General features: G+C 71.3%; 13 protein-coding genes. 3 read left to right on the top strand and 10 right to left on the bottom strand.

What is annotated here, in order from left to right; all coding sequences use genetic code 11:
* Positions 1 to 29: 29 nt before the first annotated feature.
* Both ACGFMP_RS18005 and ACGFMP_RS18000 read right to left on the bottom strand, forming a co-directional pair.
* Positions 30 to 866, bottom strand: coding sequence for an SDR family NAD(P)-dependent oxidoreductase (locus ACGFMP_RS18005; protein WP_393673400.1), 837 nt, complete (start codon positions 864 to 866; stop codon positions 30 to 32).
* Positions 863 to 1,594 (bottom strand): SDR family oxidoreductase, encoded by a 732-nt coding sequence (locus ACGFMP_RS18000; protein WP_393673398.1) that lies wholly within the window; start codon positions 1,592 to 1,594, stop codon positions 863 to 865. Before ACGFMP_RS18000 ends, ACGFMP_RS18005 begins: the two co-directional genes overlap by 4 nt.
* Positions 1,595 to 1,666: 72 nt before the next feature.
* Between ACGFMP_RS18000 and ACGFMP_RS17995 the strand changes: the two genes are divergently transcribed.
* Entirely contained in the window at positions 1,667 to 2,287 is a 621-nt protein-coding gene (locus ACGFMP_RS17995) for a TetR/AcrR family transcriptional regulator (RefSeq protein WP_393673396.1), read from the top strand.
* A gap of 14 nt (positions 2,288 to 2,301) precedes the next feature.
* Here the strand turns inward: ACGFMP_RS17995 and ACGFMP_RS17990 are convergent, their stop codons facing one another.
* The 3 genes from ACGFMP_RS17990 to nrdR form a co-directional block, all read right to left on the bottom strand.
* On the bottom strand, positions 2,302 to 2,907 hold the full coding sequence (locus ACGFMP_RS17990) for a YdbC family protein (RefSeq protein WP_393673394.1): 606 nt from the start codon (positions 2,905 to 2,907) through the stop codon (positions 2,302 to 2,304).
* 182 nt (positions 2,908 to 3,089) lie between these two features.
* Positions 3,090 to 5,972 carry a vitamin B12-dependent ribonucleotide reductase gene (locus ACGFMP_RS17985; protein ID WP_393673393.1) on the bottom strand — a complete coding sequence of 961 codons (2,883 nt, stop codon included), beginning with the start codon at positions 5,970 to 5,972 and terminating at the stop codon, positions 3,090 to 3,092.
* Between the two features lie 118 nt (positions 5,973 to 6,090).
* Positions 6,091 to 6,603: a transcriptional regulator NrdR gene (nrdR, locus tag ACGFMP_RS17980; protein ID WP_033173865.1), complete on the bottom strand. Its 513-nt coding sequence runs from the start codon at positions 6,601 to 6,603 to the stop codon at positions 6,091 to 6,093.
* 537 nt (positions 6,604 to 7,140) lie between these two features.
* Between nrdR and lexA the strand changes: the two genes are divergently transcribed.
* Positions 7,141 to 7,920 carry a transcriptional repressor LexA gene (gene lexA, locus ACGFMP_RS17975; RefSeq protein ID WP_393673392.1) on the top strand — a complete coding sequence of 260 codons (780 nt, stop codon included), beginning with the start codon at positions 7,141 to 7,143 and terminating at the stop codon, positions 7,918 to 7,920.
* Positions 7,921 to 8,023: 103 nt separating this feature from the next.
* Here lexA and ACGFMP_RS17970 read toward each other — a convergent pair whose 3' ends face one another.
* Complete coding sequence (locus ACGFMP_RS17970) at positions 8,024 to 9,994, bottom strand: ATP-dependent DNA helicase (protein ID WP_393673391.1); 1,971 nt, start codon at positions 9,992 to 9,994, stop codon at positions 8,024 to 8,026.
* A 265-nt stretch (positions 9,995 to 10,259) separates the two neighbouring features.
* Here ACGFMP_RS17970 and ACGFMP_RS17965 point away from each other — a divergent pair, with 265 nt between their 5' ends.
* A complete protein-coding gene (locus tag ACGFMP_RS17965) occupies positions 10,260 to 11,453 on the top strand; it encodes a serine/threonine-protein kinase (protein ID WP_393673390.1) in 1,194 nt (397 codons plus the stop codon).
* On the opposite strand, the gene ACGFMP_RS17960 is transcribed toward ACGFMP_RS17965, so the two are convergent.
* The 4 genes from ACGFMP_RS17960 to ACGFMP_RS17945 form a co-directional block, all read right to left on the bottom strand.
* Positions 11,437 to 12,078: an FHA domain-containing protein gene (locus ACGFMP_RS17960; RefSeq protein ID WP_393673388.1), complete on the bottom strand. Its 642-nt coding sequence runs from the start codon at positions 12,076 to 12,078 to the stop codon at positions 11,437 to 11,439. The genes ACGFMP_RS17965 and ACGFMP_RS17960 overlap by 17 nt on opposite strands.
* Before the next feature lie 75 nt (positions 12,079 to 12,153).
* Complete coding sequence (locus ACGFMP_RS17955; protein ID WP_393673387.1) at positions 12,154 to 13,920, bottom strand: IucA/IucC family protein; 1,767 nt, start codon at positions 13,918 to 13,920, stop codon at positions 12,154 to 12,156.
* Between the two features lie 54 nt (positions 13,921 to 13,974).
* Positions 13,975 to 14,679 (bottom strand): GNAT family N-acetyltransferase, encoded by a 705-nt coding sequence (locus ACGFMP_RS17950; protein WP_393673386.1) that lies wholly within the window; start codon positions 14,677 to 14,679, stop codon positions 13,975 to 13,977.
* Between the two features lie 32 nt (positions 14,680 to 14,711).
* Complete coding sequence (locus ACGFMP_RS17945) at positions 14,712 to 16,565, bottom strand: IucA/IucC family protein (RefSeq protein ID WP_393673385.1); 1,854 nt, start codon at positions 16,563 to 16,565, stop codon at positions 14,712 to 14,714.
* Between the last annotated feature and the right edge of the window lie 15 nt (positions 16,566 to 16,580).

Below are 16,580 nucleotides of genomic sequence, written 5' to 3'. Positions count from 1 at the left end.
CAGGCCGCGCGACGGTGCGGTGCGGGGGGTCAGTGCCGGGCGGTCGCCTGCCCGGCTATGAGATCGTCCGTCAGCTGCCGGAGCTTCCGCCGGGCGTCGGCGTCATAGGCCTGCCGGTCGGCGCGCGCCTCGCCGAGGCCGTTGAAATAGCGCCCGCTTCCCGGCTCGATGGCATTGATGAAACGCAGCGTCGCCGTACCGCCCTCTTCCACGGTGCTCCAGGGGCTGATGCCGACCTCCCGCACCATCGTGGTGTCCATGAATGTGGCCGGGTGCAGCGCGTCCACCGTGACACCCGTCCCGCTCACTTCCTCCGCGAGGTCGAAGGTGAACATGATCTGTGCGAGCTTGCTCTGGGAATACGCGCGGGTCGGGTCATAGTCCGCCGCAAGCATCGGGTCCGCGAAGTCGATGGCATGCTGGCCCGCCGAGGCGACATTGACGACCCGGGACGGCGCTGACGCGATGAGCAGCGGCAGGAGCCGGCGGGTCAGCCGATATCCGGCCAGGTAGTTCACGGCGAAGCGGCGCTCGATCCCGTATGCGTCGACCTCCCTTCTGCCGCCGGGCGAGGCGCCGCCGATCCCCGCGTTGTTGACCAGCACATCGAGCCGGTCGACGCGGGCGGCCACCTCATCTGCCAGCCGGTCGACCTCGGACAATCGCGCGAGATCGGCGAGCAGCACCTCGGCCCGGTCCTCGCCGGTGGCCTGGCGGATCGCGCCGCGCACCTCCTCCGCGCGGTCCGCATGCCTGCCGTGGATGAGGACGCGGTCGCCCGCCTCTGCGAGCCGCAGGGCCAGCCAGCGACCCATTCCATCGGTGGAACCGGTGATCAGGACGGTCCGCCGGCCGTCGCCGGTCACAGTGCGGCAGGCCGCAGGCGCGACCCTCCGTCGACCGACAGCACCACTCCGGTGGTGAACGTCGCCCCTATCAGGTAGCCGATCGCGCCGGCGATGTCCTCAGGGCGGCCGACCCGCCCGGCGGGCGCCGTCGACGCGAAGCTGTCGAACGCCTGCTGACGGGTCTCGGCGTCCATCCAGTCCCACCAGGGGGTGTCGATGATGCCGGGCGACACGGCATTGACCCGGATCGGGGCCAATTCGACGGCGAGGACCGGGACCATCGCCTCCACCGCCGCATTGACCGCGGCGAGTCCCGCGGTGCCCGGACGCGCGGAACCGGCGGATCCCGCGGTGACGAAGGTGATCGACCCCCCGGGGCGCAGCGCCTTGAGGGCGGCCTGTGCCGCGACGGTCTGGGCGACCAGCTTGCCTTCCGCAGCGGCCCGCAGTTCGGCTATCGGCAGGGCCTCGAAGGGACCTGCGGCGGTGCTGCCGGTCACGGCCACCACCACGTGGTCGACCGGGTCCAGGCCGGAGAAGAAATCGTGGGTGGCCGTCTCGTCGAGCGCGTCCAGCGACACACCGGTCGCGCCCTCTCCGAGCCGCGCGAGGGCCGCGTCCAGCCTGGTCTTGTCCCGGCCGGTGACGATCACTTCGCGGCCGGCTCGCAGCTGCTCTTCCGCGGTGGCCAGGCCGATTCCCGATGTGCCACCGATGACGACGACACGTTCTGACGATGCGGGCATTGCGCACTCCATTTACGAGACAGGCTGACTCGTTAACCATATGCGAGACAGGGTGCCTTGTAAAGTGGCTTCATGGATGAGACACCCGCACGCGGCAGGCCCCGCAGCGAGACGGCCAGACGCGCCGTGCTCGACGCGGCCCTGGCGCTGTGCCAGAGCGGCGGATACCAGGCGCTGACGATGAAGGGCATCGCGGAGACCGCGGGGGTGGGGCGCCAGACGGTCTACCGCTGGTGGCCCGCGAAGCAGGACGTGCTGATCGACGCCCTGCGCGACCTGGGGCTGCGCAAGGCGGAGCATCTGGACCCGGAGACCGGCGACACGCTGCGCGACGTGCGGACCCTGCTCGACGCCACCTTCACGCTCACCACAGCGCTCACAGGAAATGCGCTGGTCGGGCTGATGGCAGAGGCGCAGCACGACCCGGAGCTCTCGCATCGGCTCCAGGCCACCGTCATCGGCCCGCGACGGCACGCCCTGCTCCTGCTGCTCGCCCGCGGCGTCGCGGACGGCACCCTCTCGGACGAGGCGGTCACTCTCGACCTCGCGGTCGACTTCGCCTTCGGCACCATGTGGTATCGGCTGATCAGCCGGCACGCCCCGGTGGACACCGGGCTGGCGGAGCAGATCACCGCGGCGCTGGCGGCCTTGCTACGCCCGGGCGCCGCGGCCCGAGCCGGCAGCGGCGGCTGAGCGAGCCGCCGCCTTCACACCGTCCAGTCCTGCACCACGTCGACCACGTCCCCCGCCACGGACAGCACGTCGCCGTCGAGGTCGGCCCGGTCGGATAGCCGTGCCACCGCTCCCTCCCGGTACTTGCCGCGCTCCGTGGCGGAATTCCACGCCGACATGACCAGGAAGTCGCTCTCGGGACTCTCGGCGAAGACACCCCGCAGCATGCCGGGTGAACCGGCCATCGCGGGATTCCAGACGCGCTCCTGCATCTGCACGAAGTGGTCGACGCGTTCGGGGCGCACCTTGCACAGCGCCACCCTGAGCACATCGGCGTCGGAGAAGCGCGGCTCGAAGCCGACCTTGACGTCGAGCCGCCGGGTGAAGGTCCGCGCCGCCAGCATCTCGAAGGTACCGGTCTGGGGCGCTGCCACGGCGTCGTGGGGCCCCGCCATGAAGGAGTCGTAGGACGCCTGCCGATCCCAGAAGGCGAAGAGGTGGACCACGCCGGGCTGGGAGCGGCTCCAGCCGCCGCCCTGGCCGTGGAACCCGGGCTGCTCCCTGAGCGCCGCCCATTTGCGCTGCCCCCGGTCGAAACCGGCCCGGTCGAGGACGCCGCAGCGTATCCACTTCACCAACACCGCGCCATCGTAGTGGCGCGGAGGCCGGCGGACGTGCCGACCCGCTACTCGGTTCCGCCCGCCGCCGCCGCGGCAGCGCCCTGCCGCACGACGGGCGGCACGCGAAAACGGTGGGGAGCCGGCCATCGAGGCCGGCTCCCCACCGCTGTCAGCTGCCGTTCATCCGGTCAGCGCGCCCCGGATCAGCTGCACCCGCTGGTCGAGCCGCAGCCCTCGCAGAGGTAGCAGCTCCCGGCGCGGCGCATCTTGGTGCCGCAGGAGAAGCACAGCGGGGCGTCGGCGTTGAGGCCGAGCTGGATCTCCAGCAGCTCCGTGGAGTTGTGGGCCTCCTTGGGCGCCGGGGTGGCCGCCGCGGGGGCCTTTGCCACCGTCAGCGGCGCACGGGGTTCGACCTGCCGCGGTGCGGACTGGGCCAGCCCCTCGACGTCGACCTCGTCCTCGCCGGCCTCGTACGAGCCGGTGTCCAGGTGCCGCTGCCGCTCGTCGGCCGAGTGGATGCCGAGGGCGGAACGGGTCTCGAAGGGCAGGAAGTCCAGCGCGAGACGGCGGAAGATGTAGTCGACGATCGACTGCGCCATCCGCACGTCCGGGTCGTCGGTGAGTCCGGCCGGCTCGAAGCGCATGTTGGTGAACTTCGAGACGTACGTCTCCAGCGGGACGCCGTACTGCATGCCGACCGACACGGCGATGGAGAAGGCGTCCATCATGCCCGCGAGGGTGGAACCCTGCTTGGACATCTTCAGGAAGACCTCGCCGAGGCCGTCGTCGGGGTACGAGTTCGCCGTCATGTAGCCCTCGGCGCCGCCGACCGTGAAGGACGTGGTGATGCCGGGACGGCCCTTGGGCAGGCGCTTGCGCACCGGGTGGTACTCGATGACCTTCTCGACCTGCGCGGGCGCCTCGCCAGCCGCGACGGCCTTCGTGTCGTCCTTCTTCTTGGCCGACAGCGGCTGGCCGACCTTGCAGTTGTCGCGGTAGATCGCGAGCGCCTTCAGGCCGAGCTTCCAGCCCTCGTAGTAGACCTCCTCGACCTCCTCGACGGTGGCCGACTCCGGCAGGTTCACCGTCTTGGAGATGGCGCCGGAGAGGAAGGGCTGTGCCGCCGCCATCATGCGCACGTGGCCCATCGCCGAGATCGCCCGCTCGCCCATGGCGCAGTCGAAGACCTCGTAGTGCTCGTGGCTGAGGCCGGGAGCGTCGATCACATTGCCGTGCTCGGCGATGTGGGCGACGATCGCCTCGATCTGCTCGGGCTGGTAGCCGAGCCTGCGCAGCGCGGTGGGGACCGTGTTGTTCACGATCTGCATCGAGCCGCCGCCGACGAGCTTCTTGAACTTCACCAGGGCAAGGTCCGGTTCGACACCCGTGGTGTCGCAGTCCATCATCAGGCCGATCGTGCCGGTCGGCGCGAGCACGGAGGCCTGCGCGTTGCGGAAGCCGTTCTTCTCACCGAGCCGGACGACGTCCTGCCAGGCCTCGGTCGCCGCCGCCCATACGGGGCTGTCCAGGTCGTCGACCCTGCGGGCGGCGCCGTTGGCATCGGCGTGCTGCTTCATGACGCGCTTGTGTGCGTCCGCGTTGCGGGCGTAGCCGTCGTAGGCGCCCACGACCGCCGCCAGTTCCGCGGACCGCCGGTAGGAGGTTCCGGTCATCAGCGAGGTGATGGCTCCCGCGAGCCCACGGCCGCCGTCCGAGTCGTAGGCGTGGCCTGTGGCCATGAGCAGGGCACCCAGGTTGGCGTATCCGATGCCCAGCTGGCGGAACGCGCGGGTGGTCTCACCGATCTTCTCGGTCGGGAAGTCCGCGAAGGAGATGGAGATGTCCATCGCGGTGATGACCAGCTCGACGACCTTCGCGAAGCGCTCGGCGTCGAAGGACTGGTTGCCCTCGCCATCGTCGCGCAGGAACTTGAGCAGGTTCAGCGAGGCGAGGTTGCAGCTGGAGTTGTCCAGGTGCATGTACTCGCTGCACGGGTTGGAGGCGGTGATCCTGCCGGTTTCCGGCGAGGTGTGCCAGTGGTTGATCGTGTCGTCGTACTGGATGCCGGGGTCGGCGCACGCCCACGCGGCCTCGGCCAGCTTGCGGAACAGCGACCGCGCGTCGACCTCTTCGATGACCTCGCCGGTCATACGGGCGCGCAGGCCGAACTTCGCGGACGACTCGTACGCCTTCATGAACTCGTCGTTGACGCGGACGGAGTTGTTGGCGTTCTGGTACTGGACGGACGTGATGTCGTCGCCGCCCAGGTCCATGTCGAAGCCCGCATCACGCAGGGCGCGGACCTTCTCCTCCTCCTTGACCTTCGTCTCGATGAAGGCCTCGACGTCCGGGTGGTCCACGTCCAGGACGACCATCTTGGCGGCGCGGCGGGTGGCACCGCCCGACTTGATCGTTCCTGCGGAGGCATCGGCGCCGCGCATGAAGGAGACCGGTCCCGAGGCGTTGCCGCCGGAGGAGAGCAGCTCCTTCGAGGAGCGGATCCGGGACAGGTTCAGGCCTGCGCCCGAGCCGCCCTTGAAGATCATCCCCTCTTCCTTGTACCAGTCGAGGATCGACTCCATGGAGTCGTCGACGGACAGGATGAAGCAGGCGGAGACCTGCTGGGGCTGTGCGGTGCCCACGTTGAACCAGACCGGCGAATTGAAGCTGAAGACCTGGTGCAGCAGCGCGTAGGTCAGCTCGTGCTCGAAGACCTCGGCCTCGTCGGGCGAGCCGAAGTAGCCGTGCTTCTCGCCCGCCTTGCGATAGGTGAGCACCACCCGGTCGATCAGCTGCTTCAGGCTCTTCTCGCGCTGCGGACTGCCCACCGCGCCGCGGAAGTACTTGCTGGTGACGATGTTGACCGCGTTCACCGACCAGAAGTCGGGGAACTCGACGCCACGCTGCTCGAAGTTGATCGAACCGTCGCGCCAGTTGGTCATGACGACGTCACGGTGCTGCCAGACCACCTCGTCGTACGGATGCACGCCGGGGGTGGTGTGGATGCGCTCCATGCGCAGGCCCTTGCTCGTCTTGGACCCCTTGGTGCGGGAACCGCGTGCCGGGCCGCTCGTCGTCTCTGTCATTCCGCCTCCCTATACGGGCGAAAACGCCCTGATGTGCGCGGTTCTTCCCGCAGCACGGTGTTGTCCACAGCCTCGGCGCGCGTCGCGCTCCGGCGAAATCCGGTGTCCTGTGCGCCGCTCAGTCGGCGGCGGACGCGGGCGCGGGGACGCCGAGGTCCTCGTCGAGCCCGCCAGGAGTGGTGGGCGGCAGCTGCTCGCGCAGCTCCGTGATGGCCCTCTCGAAGTCCTCGAGCGAATCGAACGCGCGGTAGACCGAGGCGAACCGCAGATACGCGACGAGATCGAGGTCCTGGAGCGGGCCGAGTATGGCCAGTCCCACGTCGTGGGTCGACAGCTCCGCGCTGCCGGTGGCCCTGACCGCCTCTTCGACCCGCTGCCCGAGCTGGGCGAGTGCGTCCTCGGTGACGGGGCGGCCCTGGCATGCCTTGCGCACACCGGCGATCACCTTGCTGCGGCTGAAGGGCTCCGTGACGCCGCTTCGCTTGATCACCATCAGTGACGCGGTCTCCACGGTGGTGAACCGCCGACCGCAGTCGGGGCACTGCCGGCGCCGGCGGATCGAGGCGCCGTCATCGGTGGTGCGGCTGTCGACGACACGGCTGTCGGGGTGTCGGCAGAAGGGGCAGTGCATCGTTCCTACTCCCTCCCTCACCCCGTGGTGAGCGCGCGACAACAGGGCTTCCGTGGAGTCGGACGACCCCGTGAAGCAGCCCCAAGCATAGGTGATTCCCTCGGCGTTGAACCCGCCGGGTCCCCGTTCCGACCACAACCGGTGGGGGCCGGGTCCTATCCAACCACTAGATGTGGTGCGATGGATTCACGTTCCCCGTCAAGCGTGTCGCAGGCCTGCGCCCGTGCACGGCCGCACACACCCGGTACCGGGACGCTCACCCGGGCGGCGGTGACACACTGGGACGCGGCACCACCGGAGCGTCACGCCGGCATTCGGCACCCCGGACCGACCGCCCGCCGACACAAGCGGAGGTCGAACTTCCATTCGATCAATACACCCGGTACCTTGATCACGTCAGCGGATTTATGCAAATTCACTCGAACGTGTGTTTGGCGCAACCTTTCGAAACCCACTACCGTTGTACTAACTGCCCGCGGCTGCGAAGCGGGCCTCCCGCAGTTCATGCGGTGGGAGAACATCTCGAAAGGGGCCGCCGTGACCACCACCGCAGAGAGTGCCGCAGGGACATTGAACGCCCGTGACCGCTCCCCGGATCGAATCGGCCCGTTGGACGTGATGAACGAAGAGAACAGCCCGAAGCCCGCGCGCTCCCTTCCCGGACGGCCCCCGGGTATTCGCGCCGACAGCTCCGGCCTCACAGAACGCCAGCGCAGGGTCATCGAAGTCATCAGGGATTCGGTCCAGCGCCGCGGATACCCCCCGTCCATGCGTGAAATCGGCCAGGCCGTCGGGCTGTCGAGTACGTCCTCGGTCGCCCATCAGCTGATGGCGCTCGAACGCAAGGGTTTCCTGCGCCGCGACCCGCACCGGCCGCGTGCCTATGAAGTCCGGGCCTCCGACGCCGGGCACCCCCAGCCGACCGACACCTCCGGCAAACCCTCCGCCTCCTATGTTCCGCTCGTCGGACGGATTGCGGCAGGTGGACCGATTCTGGCCGAGGAATCGGTCGAGGACGTCTTTCCGCTGCCCCGTCAACTCGTCGGTGACGGCGAACTGTTCGTGCTGAAAGTGGTCGGCGACTCGATGATCGAGGCCGCCATCTGCGACGGCGACTGGGTCACCGTCCGCCGCCAGCCGGTCGCGGAGAACGGGGACATCGTCGCCGCCATGCTCGACGGCGAGGCCACCGTGAAGCGCTTCAAGCGGGACAACGGGCATGTGTGGCTGCTGCCGCACAATGCCGCCTACCAGCCCATCCCCGGCGACGAGGCCACCATCCTCGGCAAGGTCGTCGCGGTACTGCGCAGGGTCTGACGCGCGGGTCGTCCGAGCGCCCCGGAAACCGTACGGCGGTTCCGGGGCGGACTCGTCGCGACGCCGATCGCAGCCGCGTCTCCCGGACGCGGCCGCCCGCCGCTCAGACCTTCGCGGCCGCGTCGATGGAGGCCAGCGAGCGCCGCACCTGATTGCGGTCGGTGGTGTACCAGAGGTCGGGCATCGAGGACCGCAGGAAGCCGCCGTAGCGGGCCGTCGCCAGCCTCGGGTCGAGCACGGCGACCACGCCGCGGTCGCCCGACGCCCTGATCAACCGGCCCGCGCCCTGTGCCATCAGCAGCGCGGCGTGCGTGGCCGCCACGGCCATGAAACCGTTGCCGCCGTGCTCCTCGACCGACTTCTGCCGGGCGCTCATCAGCGGGTCGTCCGGCCGCGGGAAGGGAATCCGGTCCATCACCACCAACTGGCAGTTCACACCGGGCACATCGACGCCCTGCCACAGCGAGAGCGTGCCGAACAAGCACGTCCTGGCGTCCTGCGAGAAGGTGCGGATCAGCTCGCCCAGCGTCTCCTCGCCCTGGAGCAGCACCGGGTGGTCCAGCCGCCCGCGCATCGCCTCCGCGGCCGCCTGGGCACCGCGCATCGAGGAGAACAGGCCGAGCGTGCGACCGCCGGCCGCCTCGATCAGCTCGGCGAGTTCGTCCAGCATGTCCTCGCGTCCCGCGTCCCTGCCGGGCGGGGACAGATGCCGGGCCACGTAGAGGATGCCCTGCTTGCGATAGTCGAAGGGCGAGCCGACGTCGATGCCCTTCCAGGGCGCCGCCTCCTCGCCGCCGGTGCCCTCCGCGGCCAGCCCGAGGGAGGCCGCCACGCCGTTGAAGTCGCCGCCGAGCTTGAGCGTGGCGGAGGTCAGGACGACGGACCGCTCGGTGAAGAGCTTCTCGCGCAGCAGACCCGACACGTTGAGAGGGGCGACCCGCAGTGAGGCGCCGAAGCGGTCGTGGCGCTCGCACCAGACCACGTCGTACTCCGAGGCGGAGACCAGCCTCTCGCTCACCTCGTGCACGTGCTCGACCGCGGCACGGGCCTGCTTGCGCACCGCGTCCTCGTCCTGCACCGATTTGTCACGGGTGTCGCCCAGCGCGGTGATCACCTGGCGGCAGGCGTCCCGCAGTGCGGCCAGGACGTAGGCCAGGTCCTCGGGGATCTCCTCCAGCCGGCCCGGCAGCGCCAGCTCCATGACCCGCTCGAAGCCCTCGGCGGCGCTCAGCAGGGCGTCCGCGGCCTTCTCGTTGACCAGCCGGGCGGCCCGCTTGACGGCGCGGTTCACGCTGCCCGCGCTCAGCTCGCCGGTGGCGACCCCGGTGACCCGGGAGACCAGCTCGTGCCCCTCGTCGATGATCAGCACCTCGTGGCCGGGCAGCACAGGGGTGCCCTCGATCGCGTCGATCGCGAGCAGCGCGTGGTTGGTGACCACCACGTCGGCCAGCTTTGCGCGCTCGCGTGCGGCCTCGGCGAAGCACTCAGCGCCGTAGGCGCACTTGGTGGCGCCCAGGCATTCGCGCGAGCTGACCGAGACCTGGCCCCACGCCCGGTCCGACACGCCGGGGGTGAGTCCGTCACGGTCGCCTGTCTCCGTCTCGTCGGCCCAGTCCCGCATCCGCAGCAGGTCCTGGCCGAGCTTGCTGGTCGGCGTCGCCGCCTCGAACGGATCGAAGAGGCCTTCCTCGTCGTCCTGGGGCGCGCCCTCGTGCAGGCGGTGCAGGCACAGGTAGTTCGAGCGGCCCTTGAGCATGGCGAACTGCGGCTCGCGGCGCAGCAGCGGCCGCAGCGCGGTGACGGTGCGGGGCAGGTCGCGCTCGACCAGCTGGCGCTGGAGCGCGAGGGTGGCGGTGGCCACCACCACCCGCTCCCCGTGGGCGAGCGCGGGCACCAGGTACCCGAGGGATTTACCGGTGCCGGTGCCCGCCTGGACGAGCAGATGGGACTTGTCGTCCACGGCGGCGGCGACGGCCTCGGCCATGGTGACCTGCCCGGCCCGCTCCACGCCTCCGACGGCGGTGACGGCGGCGTGCAGGAGGTCGGTGAGCGCGGGTGGGGGCGTGTCAGTCATAGGGAGGCAAGCCTACGGGCACCCACCGACAACGCCGTCCGGCTGCGCCATTGCCGGTCATCCCGCGGACCGGTCCCGTCGAAAGGCGCCGCCTTCCGGTCGCACGCCTTCCGGTCGCCGCCGCGGCCCCCGACCGACCCGGTTCTTTCGGCCGCGGGCCGGGGCGGCCCGGCGGGCGGTACGGTCGCAGCGCCGGAGGGCGGCGCGGCTGCGGGAGCCCCATGATCCGGCTGCCGCTGCACGAGGTCGAACGAACGGGGTTGCCGTGACGAGGGATGTCGGTGCCGGATCGGTCCTGAGCGGCCGATACCGGCTGGAGGCGCTGCTGGGCGGCGGCGGCTTCGGGCAGGTCTACACGGCGGTCGACCAGGGGCTTGGCCGCAGGGTCGCCGTGAAGGTGCTGACGCTGCGCCCCGAGTGGGCCGACGTCGAACGCAGGGAGCACCAGGGGCGCTTCCGCCGGGAGGCGGTCGCCGCCGCGGCCCTGAGCCACCCCAACGTGGCGACCATCCACGACGCCGGCGAGCACGAGGGCCGGCAGTTCATCGTCATGGAACTCCTGCCGGGCACCGATTTCCGCAATGTCCTGCTGGATCGCGGCGGGCTGCCGGTGCCGGACGTGCTGGCGTACGGCGCGCAGGTCTGCGCAGGACTCCAGCACGCGCATGAGCGCGGACTGGTGCACCGCGACATCAAGCCCGAGAATCTGATGCTGCTCCCTGACGGCGTCGTCAAGATCTGCGACTTCGGACTGGTCGTCCCGCAGGACCCGGACGTGACCCGCTTCACGGAGCCGCGGGCGCTGCTGGGCTCGCCGCCGTATTTCACGCCGGAGCAGGCACAGGGCGGGGAGGTCACCGCGCGGTCCGACCTGTATTCACTCGGCTGCGTCCTCTACGCCATGCTCGCGGGGGTACCGCCCTTCACCGCGGGGAATCACATCGGCTACGCCTATCTCCATGTGCACGGGCAGCCGGAGCGGATCGACGAGCGGCGCCCCGAGGTGACCCCTGAGCTGGCGGGGCTGGTGCACCAGTTGCTCGCCAAGGCTCCGCGGGACCGCCCGGCGAGCGCCGCCGAGGTGGCGGAGCGGCTGCGCGGGATGATGCGGCCCGCGGCGCTGCCGCGGACCCCGACCACCCTGGACCGCGGCACCCGGCACCTGGTGTGGACTCTGGTCGAGGAGGGCGAGGGGCTGCTCGCCGCCGGCCGCTTCCACGAGGCCGACGACCGTTACTGGCAGGCGAGGCAGCAGATCCTGCGCCAGGGCGCGGACAGCGAACCCGCCTCCTTTGCCGCGCTCTTCGGCAGGGCGAGGGCGCTCGAGGGCCTGAACGGCATCGAGGCGACCCGCAGGCAGCTGGAGGAGCTGGCCGCGAGTGCCGCCGAGGCGCTCGGCGCCGACCATCCGCTCGCCCGGTGCACCGCCGCCTACGCGTCGGTCAGGGCAGCACGCTGACGTGGACGTCGGCTGCGAGCCTGAAGGTGTCCCCGGGCCGCAGGGGCGCCCTCTGGTTCGTCGCCAGCCGGTAGCCGCCCACATAGGTGCCGTTGGTGGAGTCCTCGTCGGTGATCCATGCCGTGCCGTCGGTTTCGAGGCCCACTCTGGCGTGGATGCGCGAGAGGTTGTCGCGGTCGGCGAGGAAGACCACTGCGGGGCACAGCTGGGGGTCGCGGCCGAGCCGGATCGAGAATCCCGCCGCCACCTCGACCACGTCGCCGCCGGGGAAGCACAGCCGCAGGGCGTGCACGGACGCCTCCCTGCGGGTCCGCTCCGATCCGGGCCTGGCGCCCGGGACGAGGTTGGTGAGCCGGGTGTACTCCGCTTCGGCCGCGGCGCGCGGAGGCTCCGCCCGCGGCGGGGCGGCTTCCGGCGTGTCGGGTCCTGCCGCCGCGGGGCGTGGCGCGCCGGGCCGGGCCAGCCGTACCGTCGGGGCGGTCAGGAAGGGCGGGGGCTCCGCCGCCGCGTGCACCGCGGCCATCAGGGCGAACGGCACGTAGCACCCCTGGCAGACCAGCTGGCCGGTGAAGGAGCCGGGAGTGCCGCATTCCGGGCAGGATCCGACGCCCTGTTCCTCGCGCATCCGCCCCCGTCCTTCCGCGGTACGACCGGTGCCGCGATCGTAGCGGCTGGCGCCGGTGGCAGGGCGCGGCCGAGGTCAGCCCGTGTGCAACGGGTTGGGCACGGTCCCGTGGACCGCGGCGTGCGGCCGCTCGGGCCGGTCGCGGTATCCGTCGAGGTGCAGGCGGTTGCGGTTGAGGCACAGCCGGGCGATGCGCGGCGTGAGCAGGTCGAAGCAGGCGAATCGTTCCTTGAGGTCGGCGAAACGTTCCTGGTGGCGCAGGATCTCGCCCCGCACCAGGCCCCAGAAGTCGGCCTCGGGCACCCCCAGCTGGTCCTCGCACAGGGGCGCCAGGTACCGCAGCACCCCGACGAAGAGCCCCGAGTGGATGAACTGGGTGAGGAAGGCCGGCTCCTCGGTCAGCAGGACCGCCCTGACGTCGTCGGGCATCGTGTCGTGCTCGGGCAGCGCCACGGCGCTGACGTTGACGTCGTCGACGAAGTCCTTGATCGCGAGCCGCACCGGGAGGTCGTGCTCGTCGAAGACGACGATGGCGTTCTCACCGTGCGGCGAGAAGACCGTGCCGTAGCGGTAGAGGAAGTGCAGCAGCGGCGGCAGCAGCGCCCCGAAGAGGTGCCGCAGCCAGGTGGCGGGGGCGACGCCTGAGCGCGCGACGAGCTCTGCGGTGAAGGAGCGGCCTTGCGGGTCGGTGTGCAGCAGCGATGCCAGCGTCCTGGCGCGCTCCCCCGGTTCGAGGTGTGCGGCCAGCGGCTCGCGCCAGATGCACCCCAGCAGCTCGCGGTATTGGTACGGGACGGTCGGCAGCCGGTCGTACTGCGGGTGCGCCACGGTCACCGAGGCGACCTCGCCCAGCAGGACCACCCTGGTCTCGTCGCGCAGAAACGGATCTGCGGTACGCAGCCGCTGCACCCACGCGGTGACGGCGGGGGCGGCCAGGGTGCGTTCCGTGGGCAGGCCCCGCCACACCAGGGTGTTGAGCACCGACAGCGGCAGCTTGACCGTGCGGCGCAGCGGGTGGCTGGTGTTGAGAAAGGTCCTGACGGACTGCTGGGGCAGTCTGAGGTCGTTGTCGGTGCCGAGGGCGATGATGGTCGAGTCGGCGACGGCGGGCGCGAAGAGCGGCAGGACCACGTGCTCCCACTGCCAGGGGTGCACGGGCAGCAGCAGGTAGTCGGCCGGGTCGCGGTCCCGGTCGGCGATGGTGTGGTGGAAGGCGTCGAGAGTGGCGGACGAAAGCTCGTCCGCGTAGAGCAGGTCGGGGGTGGCCAGCGTGTCGACGGCGCGGTATCGGGCGAGTTCCCTGTGCACGGCGATCCACGGCAGCCGGTGCTGCCTGCGGGCCTCGGGGGCCCAGCGGGCGGCGTCGGCGTCGGAGAATCCGATACGCCCCTTGTTGGCGACCAGCCAGGGGTGTCCCGTCTGGTGCCCTTCGAGCTCCGCGTAGTCCAGGTCGGCGAGTTCCGCGGCGCTCAGCGCGCCGGCGTCGAGGCGCATGTCGGCACGCAGGGTGGCGAGCAGCTCGCGGATGAGGTGCCCTGTGGTGTCCCCGCTCAGGCCGAGCACGCGGTCGTGGGCCTGGCTGACGAAGTGCAGCGGATCGCCGTCGGGGCCGATGCTCGCGGGGTCGACCCGCCAGCTGCCGTACGCGCCCCTGCGGGCGTGGAAGCGGTAGGTCAGGGTGTCGCTGAGCCGCAGCCGGTAGGCCGCCGGGCCGGCCGCGGGTTCCGGCTCCGGGACGATCACCTCCTCGTAGGCGAGTTCGGCGAGCAGCTTCGCCAGCAGGCGCCGGGCCGCGCGCTGCCAGGCGGCGGCGTCGTCGGAGGAAGGTGAGGTGGCGATCACGGTGGACTCCTGCGGGACCGGGGGTGCAGGCGGGTGGGGGGACCGGGGGGCCGATCAGATCAGGTGGCGCAGGCTGCGGTCGCGGACCATGAGGGCCGCGCGCTTGCCGGGGACGTCGGCCTCGGCGGACAGCCGGAAGCCGGCTGCGAGAAAGGCTGCCACGGAAGGGGTGTTGCGCAGGTCGGGTTCCGAGATCACGCGCCCGCAACCGGTCCTGTGGTCCAGGATCAGGTCGGCCACCGCCCTGATCAGGGTGCCGCCGAGCCCCCTGCCGCGGTCCGCGGCGTCGCCGATGAGCAGGTGGACGCCGATGTCCTGCGGCCTGGCGGGGTAGTGCCTGGCCAGCGGGTCGAGGTCGGCGCGGTAGACCTCCCAGTAGCTCATCGGGGTGCCGTCGAGCAGGCCCAGGCAGGGGATGCTGCGGCCGTCGCCGCCGAGTTGGGCGTCCAGGTGCCGCCTGGTCACCACCGGGTCCCCTGCGAGCTCCCAGAATTCCGCGACCGCCGGATCGTTCATCCAACCGCTGATCATCGCGAGGTCGCGTACGGCGTCGGCCGGTACGAGGCGGAAGCGTCCCGCCGGCGTGTCGGCGGCGGCCCACCGCGCGATGTCTCCGACCAGGCCCGTTCTTGCACCCGCCGGGTCGGGCCTGGCGGCGGCCCGGCCGGGTGGCGCGCCGGGAGCGGCGAAGAGCGCGAGGAATTCGGGTGGCAGGGTCAGATCGAGGGTGTCCTCTGTGCCGGGGTCGGCGGATGGCAAGGTGGCTGCTCCTCTCCCGCGCGCGGCGCCTGTCAGACGGCCAGCGGGTTGGGCATGGTGATGTAGACCGACTGGCTGTCGACCGGGCCGACGAGTTCGTCCATACCGTGCAGCCGGGTCAGCAGGTTGGCCTTGCAGCGCAGCTGTGCGCTGTGCAGCAGGAGTCCCGGCAGGCTGCTGCTGCCGACCTGCGCCTCCCTGGTCAGGAGCCGGCGGAAGGCGGCGAGCAGCACCCGCTCGTCGGCGAGTTGCTGCGACCCGAGGGCGCCGATCAGGCCGAGGACGTTGTTGATGCCGACGTAGTACGCGAAGCGCTCGTCCGCGATCTCGTCAGCGACGAAGGTGTCGCTCGCGACTCCGATGCCCGGCAGCCGCCGTTCCAGGTCCGCGCGGTGCGAGGCGCGGTAGTAGTAGCCCTGGTTGTCCCGGTAGCGGCCGCCGCAGGGCCAGCCGTCCTCGTCGAGCAGGACGAGGGTGTTCTGCTGGTGTGCCTCCAACGCGATGCCGGCCTCGCCGTCCAGCCAGAGCAGCGGCCGGACCACGGCGTCGAGGTAGCGCAGGAACCACTCGGTCGCGACGGCCGGGCCCGACCGCCCTGTCCGCTCCGCGAGCCTGGCGACGAGCACGGCGAGCCTTGACCGCATCAGGGGCGCCGATCCGTCGGCCGGCCAGGGGCGCGGCGAGGCCAGCCCGGCGATGCAGTGCGCCCGGTCGCCCGCTCCGAAGGGGCTGTGCCGGATCACGACGTCGAGGCCCGCGACCGGGTCGCCGTCCTCGGTGTCGACGGCGAGCCAGGCGGGGTCGCGCACGATGTCGAAGCCGGGGTGGGAGGCATGCCACTCGGCTGCGAGACCGCTGCGCAGCAGCCGGTGGACCTCGGTGCCGCGCAGCAGTTCCTTGCGGAGGTTCTCCCGGCGGGAGTTGGTGATGCGGATGCCGAGCGACAGCTTCAGCATGGCAGGGGCGTCGGCCCGGTAGACGGTGCGCACCGAGGAGGTGGGGTGCCACGCCTCGCCGTGCGGGCCGAGGTCGTGCAGCAGCCCCGCCTCGAACAGGGCGCGCACACCGGGCCGGTGGTGGATGTCGCGGGCCTGCCAGGGGTGCAGCGGGAGCAGCGCGGTGCCGTCCGGCCTGGTCGGGCCGTGGCCGGCGAGGGAGCCGATCAGGTCGACCGCGTCGATCGGGCGGCCCCCTTCGGTCCAGGCGGAGTCGGTGGCGAGCAGGCCCGCGTCGACGGCGAGCCAGTGCAGCGGGAAGGAGCCGCGCGTCTCCGGGGAGTACGCCGCGTTCTCGTTCTCGCTGAGCCCTTCGCGGCTCTTCGGCGCCGGGTGCATCGGGTGCCCGAAGATCAGGGACTGCTCGGAGTCGAGGAAGGGCAGTTCGGCGTCCGCGGGGCCAGGCCGCGTGCGGCGTTCTGTGACGAACGCTGCGGTGCGGCGTACCGAGTCGGCCACCCTGGCCACCAGGTCGGCGGCCTCGGCTGCCTCGCCGCCGCCTTCCCTGGCCAGCAGCGCGGACAGCTCGACCGCGGTCAGGGCGGGCCCGCCGGCCGTGGGACGGGCCGGCCCGAAGCGGTGGTGGCCGGTGGGCGACCAGTGGCGGACGGCCGCCCTGGCCTCCAGCCCGCTGGCAGGCAGGGCGATCCGCAGCACGGCGTCGGCGGGCCGCGGCAGCCCCCTCTCCCGTACCCAGCACCGCAGCAGGTTGTCGGTGGCCGCCGCGTCGGCGACGAGATGGGCGTCCGGGTGGTGCAGCGGATCGGGACCGATGCCGAGGGGGGCCTCGTGGAGCTGTGCTCCGGCGTCCTGCGGGGAGTGCGGGCGCTGGAGCGGCACACCGGTGGGTTCCGTGGCCGGGGCCACGGCGGCTTCTACGGGGGCGGTCATACATGGGCTCCACTG

Origin of the sequence: Streptomyces sp. NPDC049040, from assembly GCF_043197715.1 — a bacterium.
Classification (GTDB): Bacteria; Actinomycetota; Actinomycetes; order Streptomycetales; family Streptomycetaceae; genus Actinacidiphila.
Note: the sequence above shows the minus strand (reverse complement) of the source record. Positions and strands in the feature narration are given on the sequence as shown.

Excerpts from the sequence above, each read along its gene's own strand:
- ACGFMP_RS17995 (WP_393673396.1), top strand. The coding sequence starts at position 1,667 with ATGGATGAGACACCCGCACGCGGCAGGCCCCGCAGCGAGACGGCCAGA.
- ACGFMP_RS17970 (WP_393673391.1), bottom strand. The coding sequence starts at position 9,994 with ATGACTGACACGCCCCCACCCGCGCTCACCGACCTCCTGCACGCCGCC.
- ACGFMP_RS17960 (WP_393673388.1), bottom strand. The coding sequence starts at position 12,078 with ATGCGCGAGGAACAGGGCGTCGGATCCTGCCCGGAATGCGGCACTCCC.
- ACGFMP_RS17985 (WP_393673393.1), bottom strand. The coding sequence starts at position 5,972 with ATGACAGAGACGACGAGCGGCCCGGCACGCGGTTCCCGCACCAAGGGG.
- ACGFMP_RS18000 (WP_393673398.1), bottom strand. The coding sequence starts at position 1,594 with ATGCCCGCATCGTCAGAACGTGTCGTCGTCATCGGTGGCACATCGGGA.
- nrdR (WP_033173865.1), bottom strand. The coding sequence starts at position 6,603 with ATGCACTGCCCCTTCTGCCGACACCCCGACAGCCGTGTCGTCGACAGC.
- ACGFMP_RS17945 (WP_393673385.1), bottom strand. The coding sequence starts at position 16,565 with ATGACCGCCCCCGTAGAAGCCGCCGTGGCCCCGGCCACGGAACCCACC.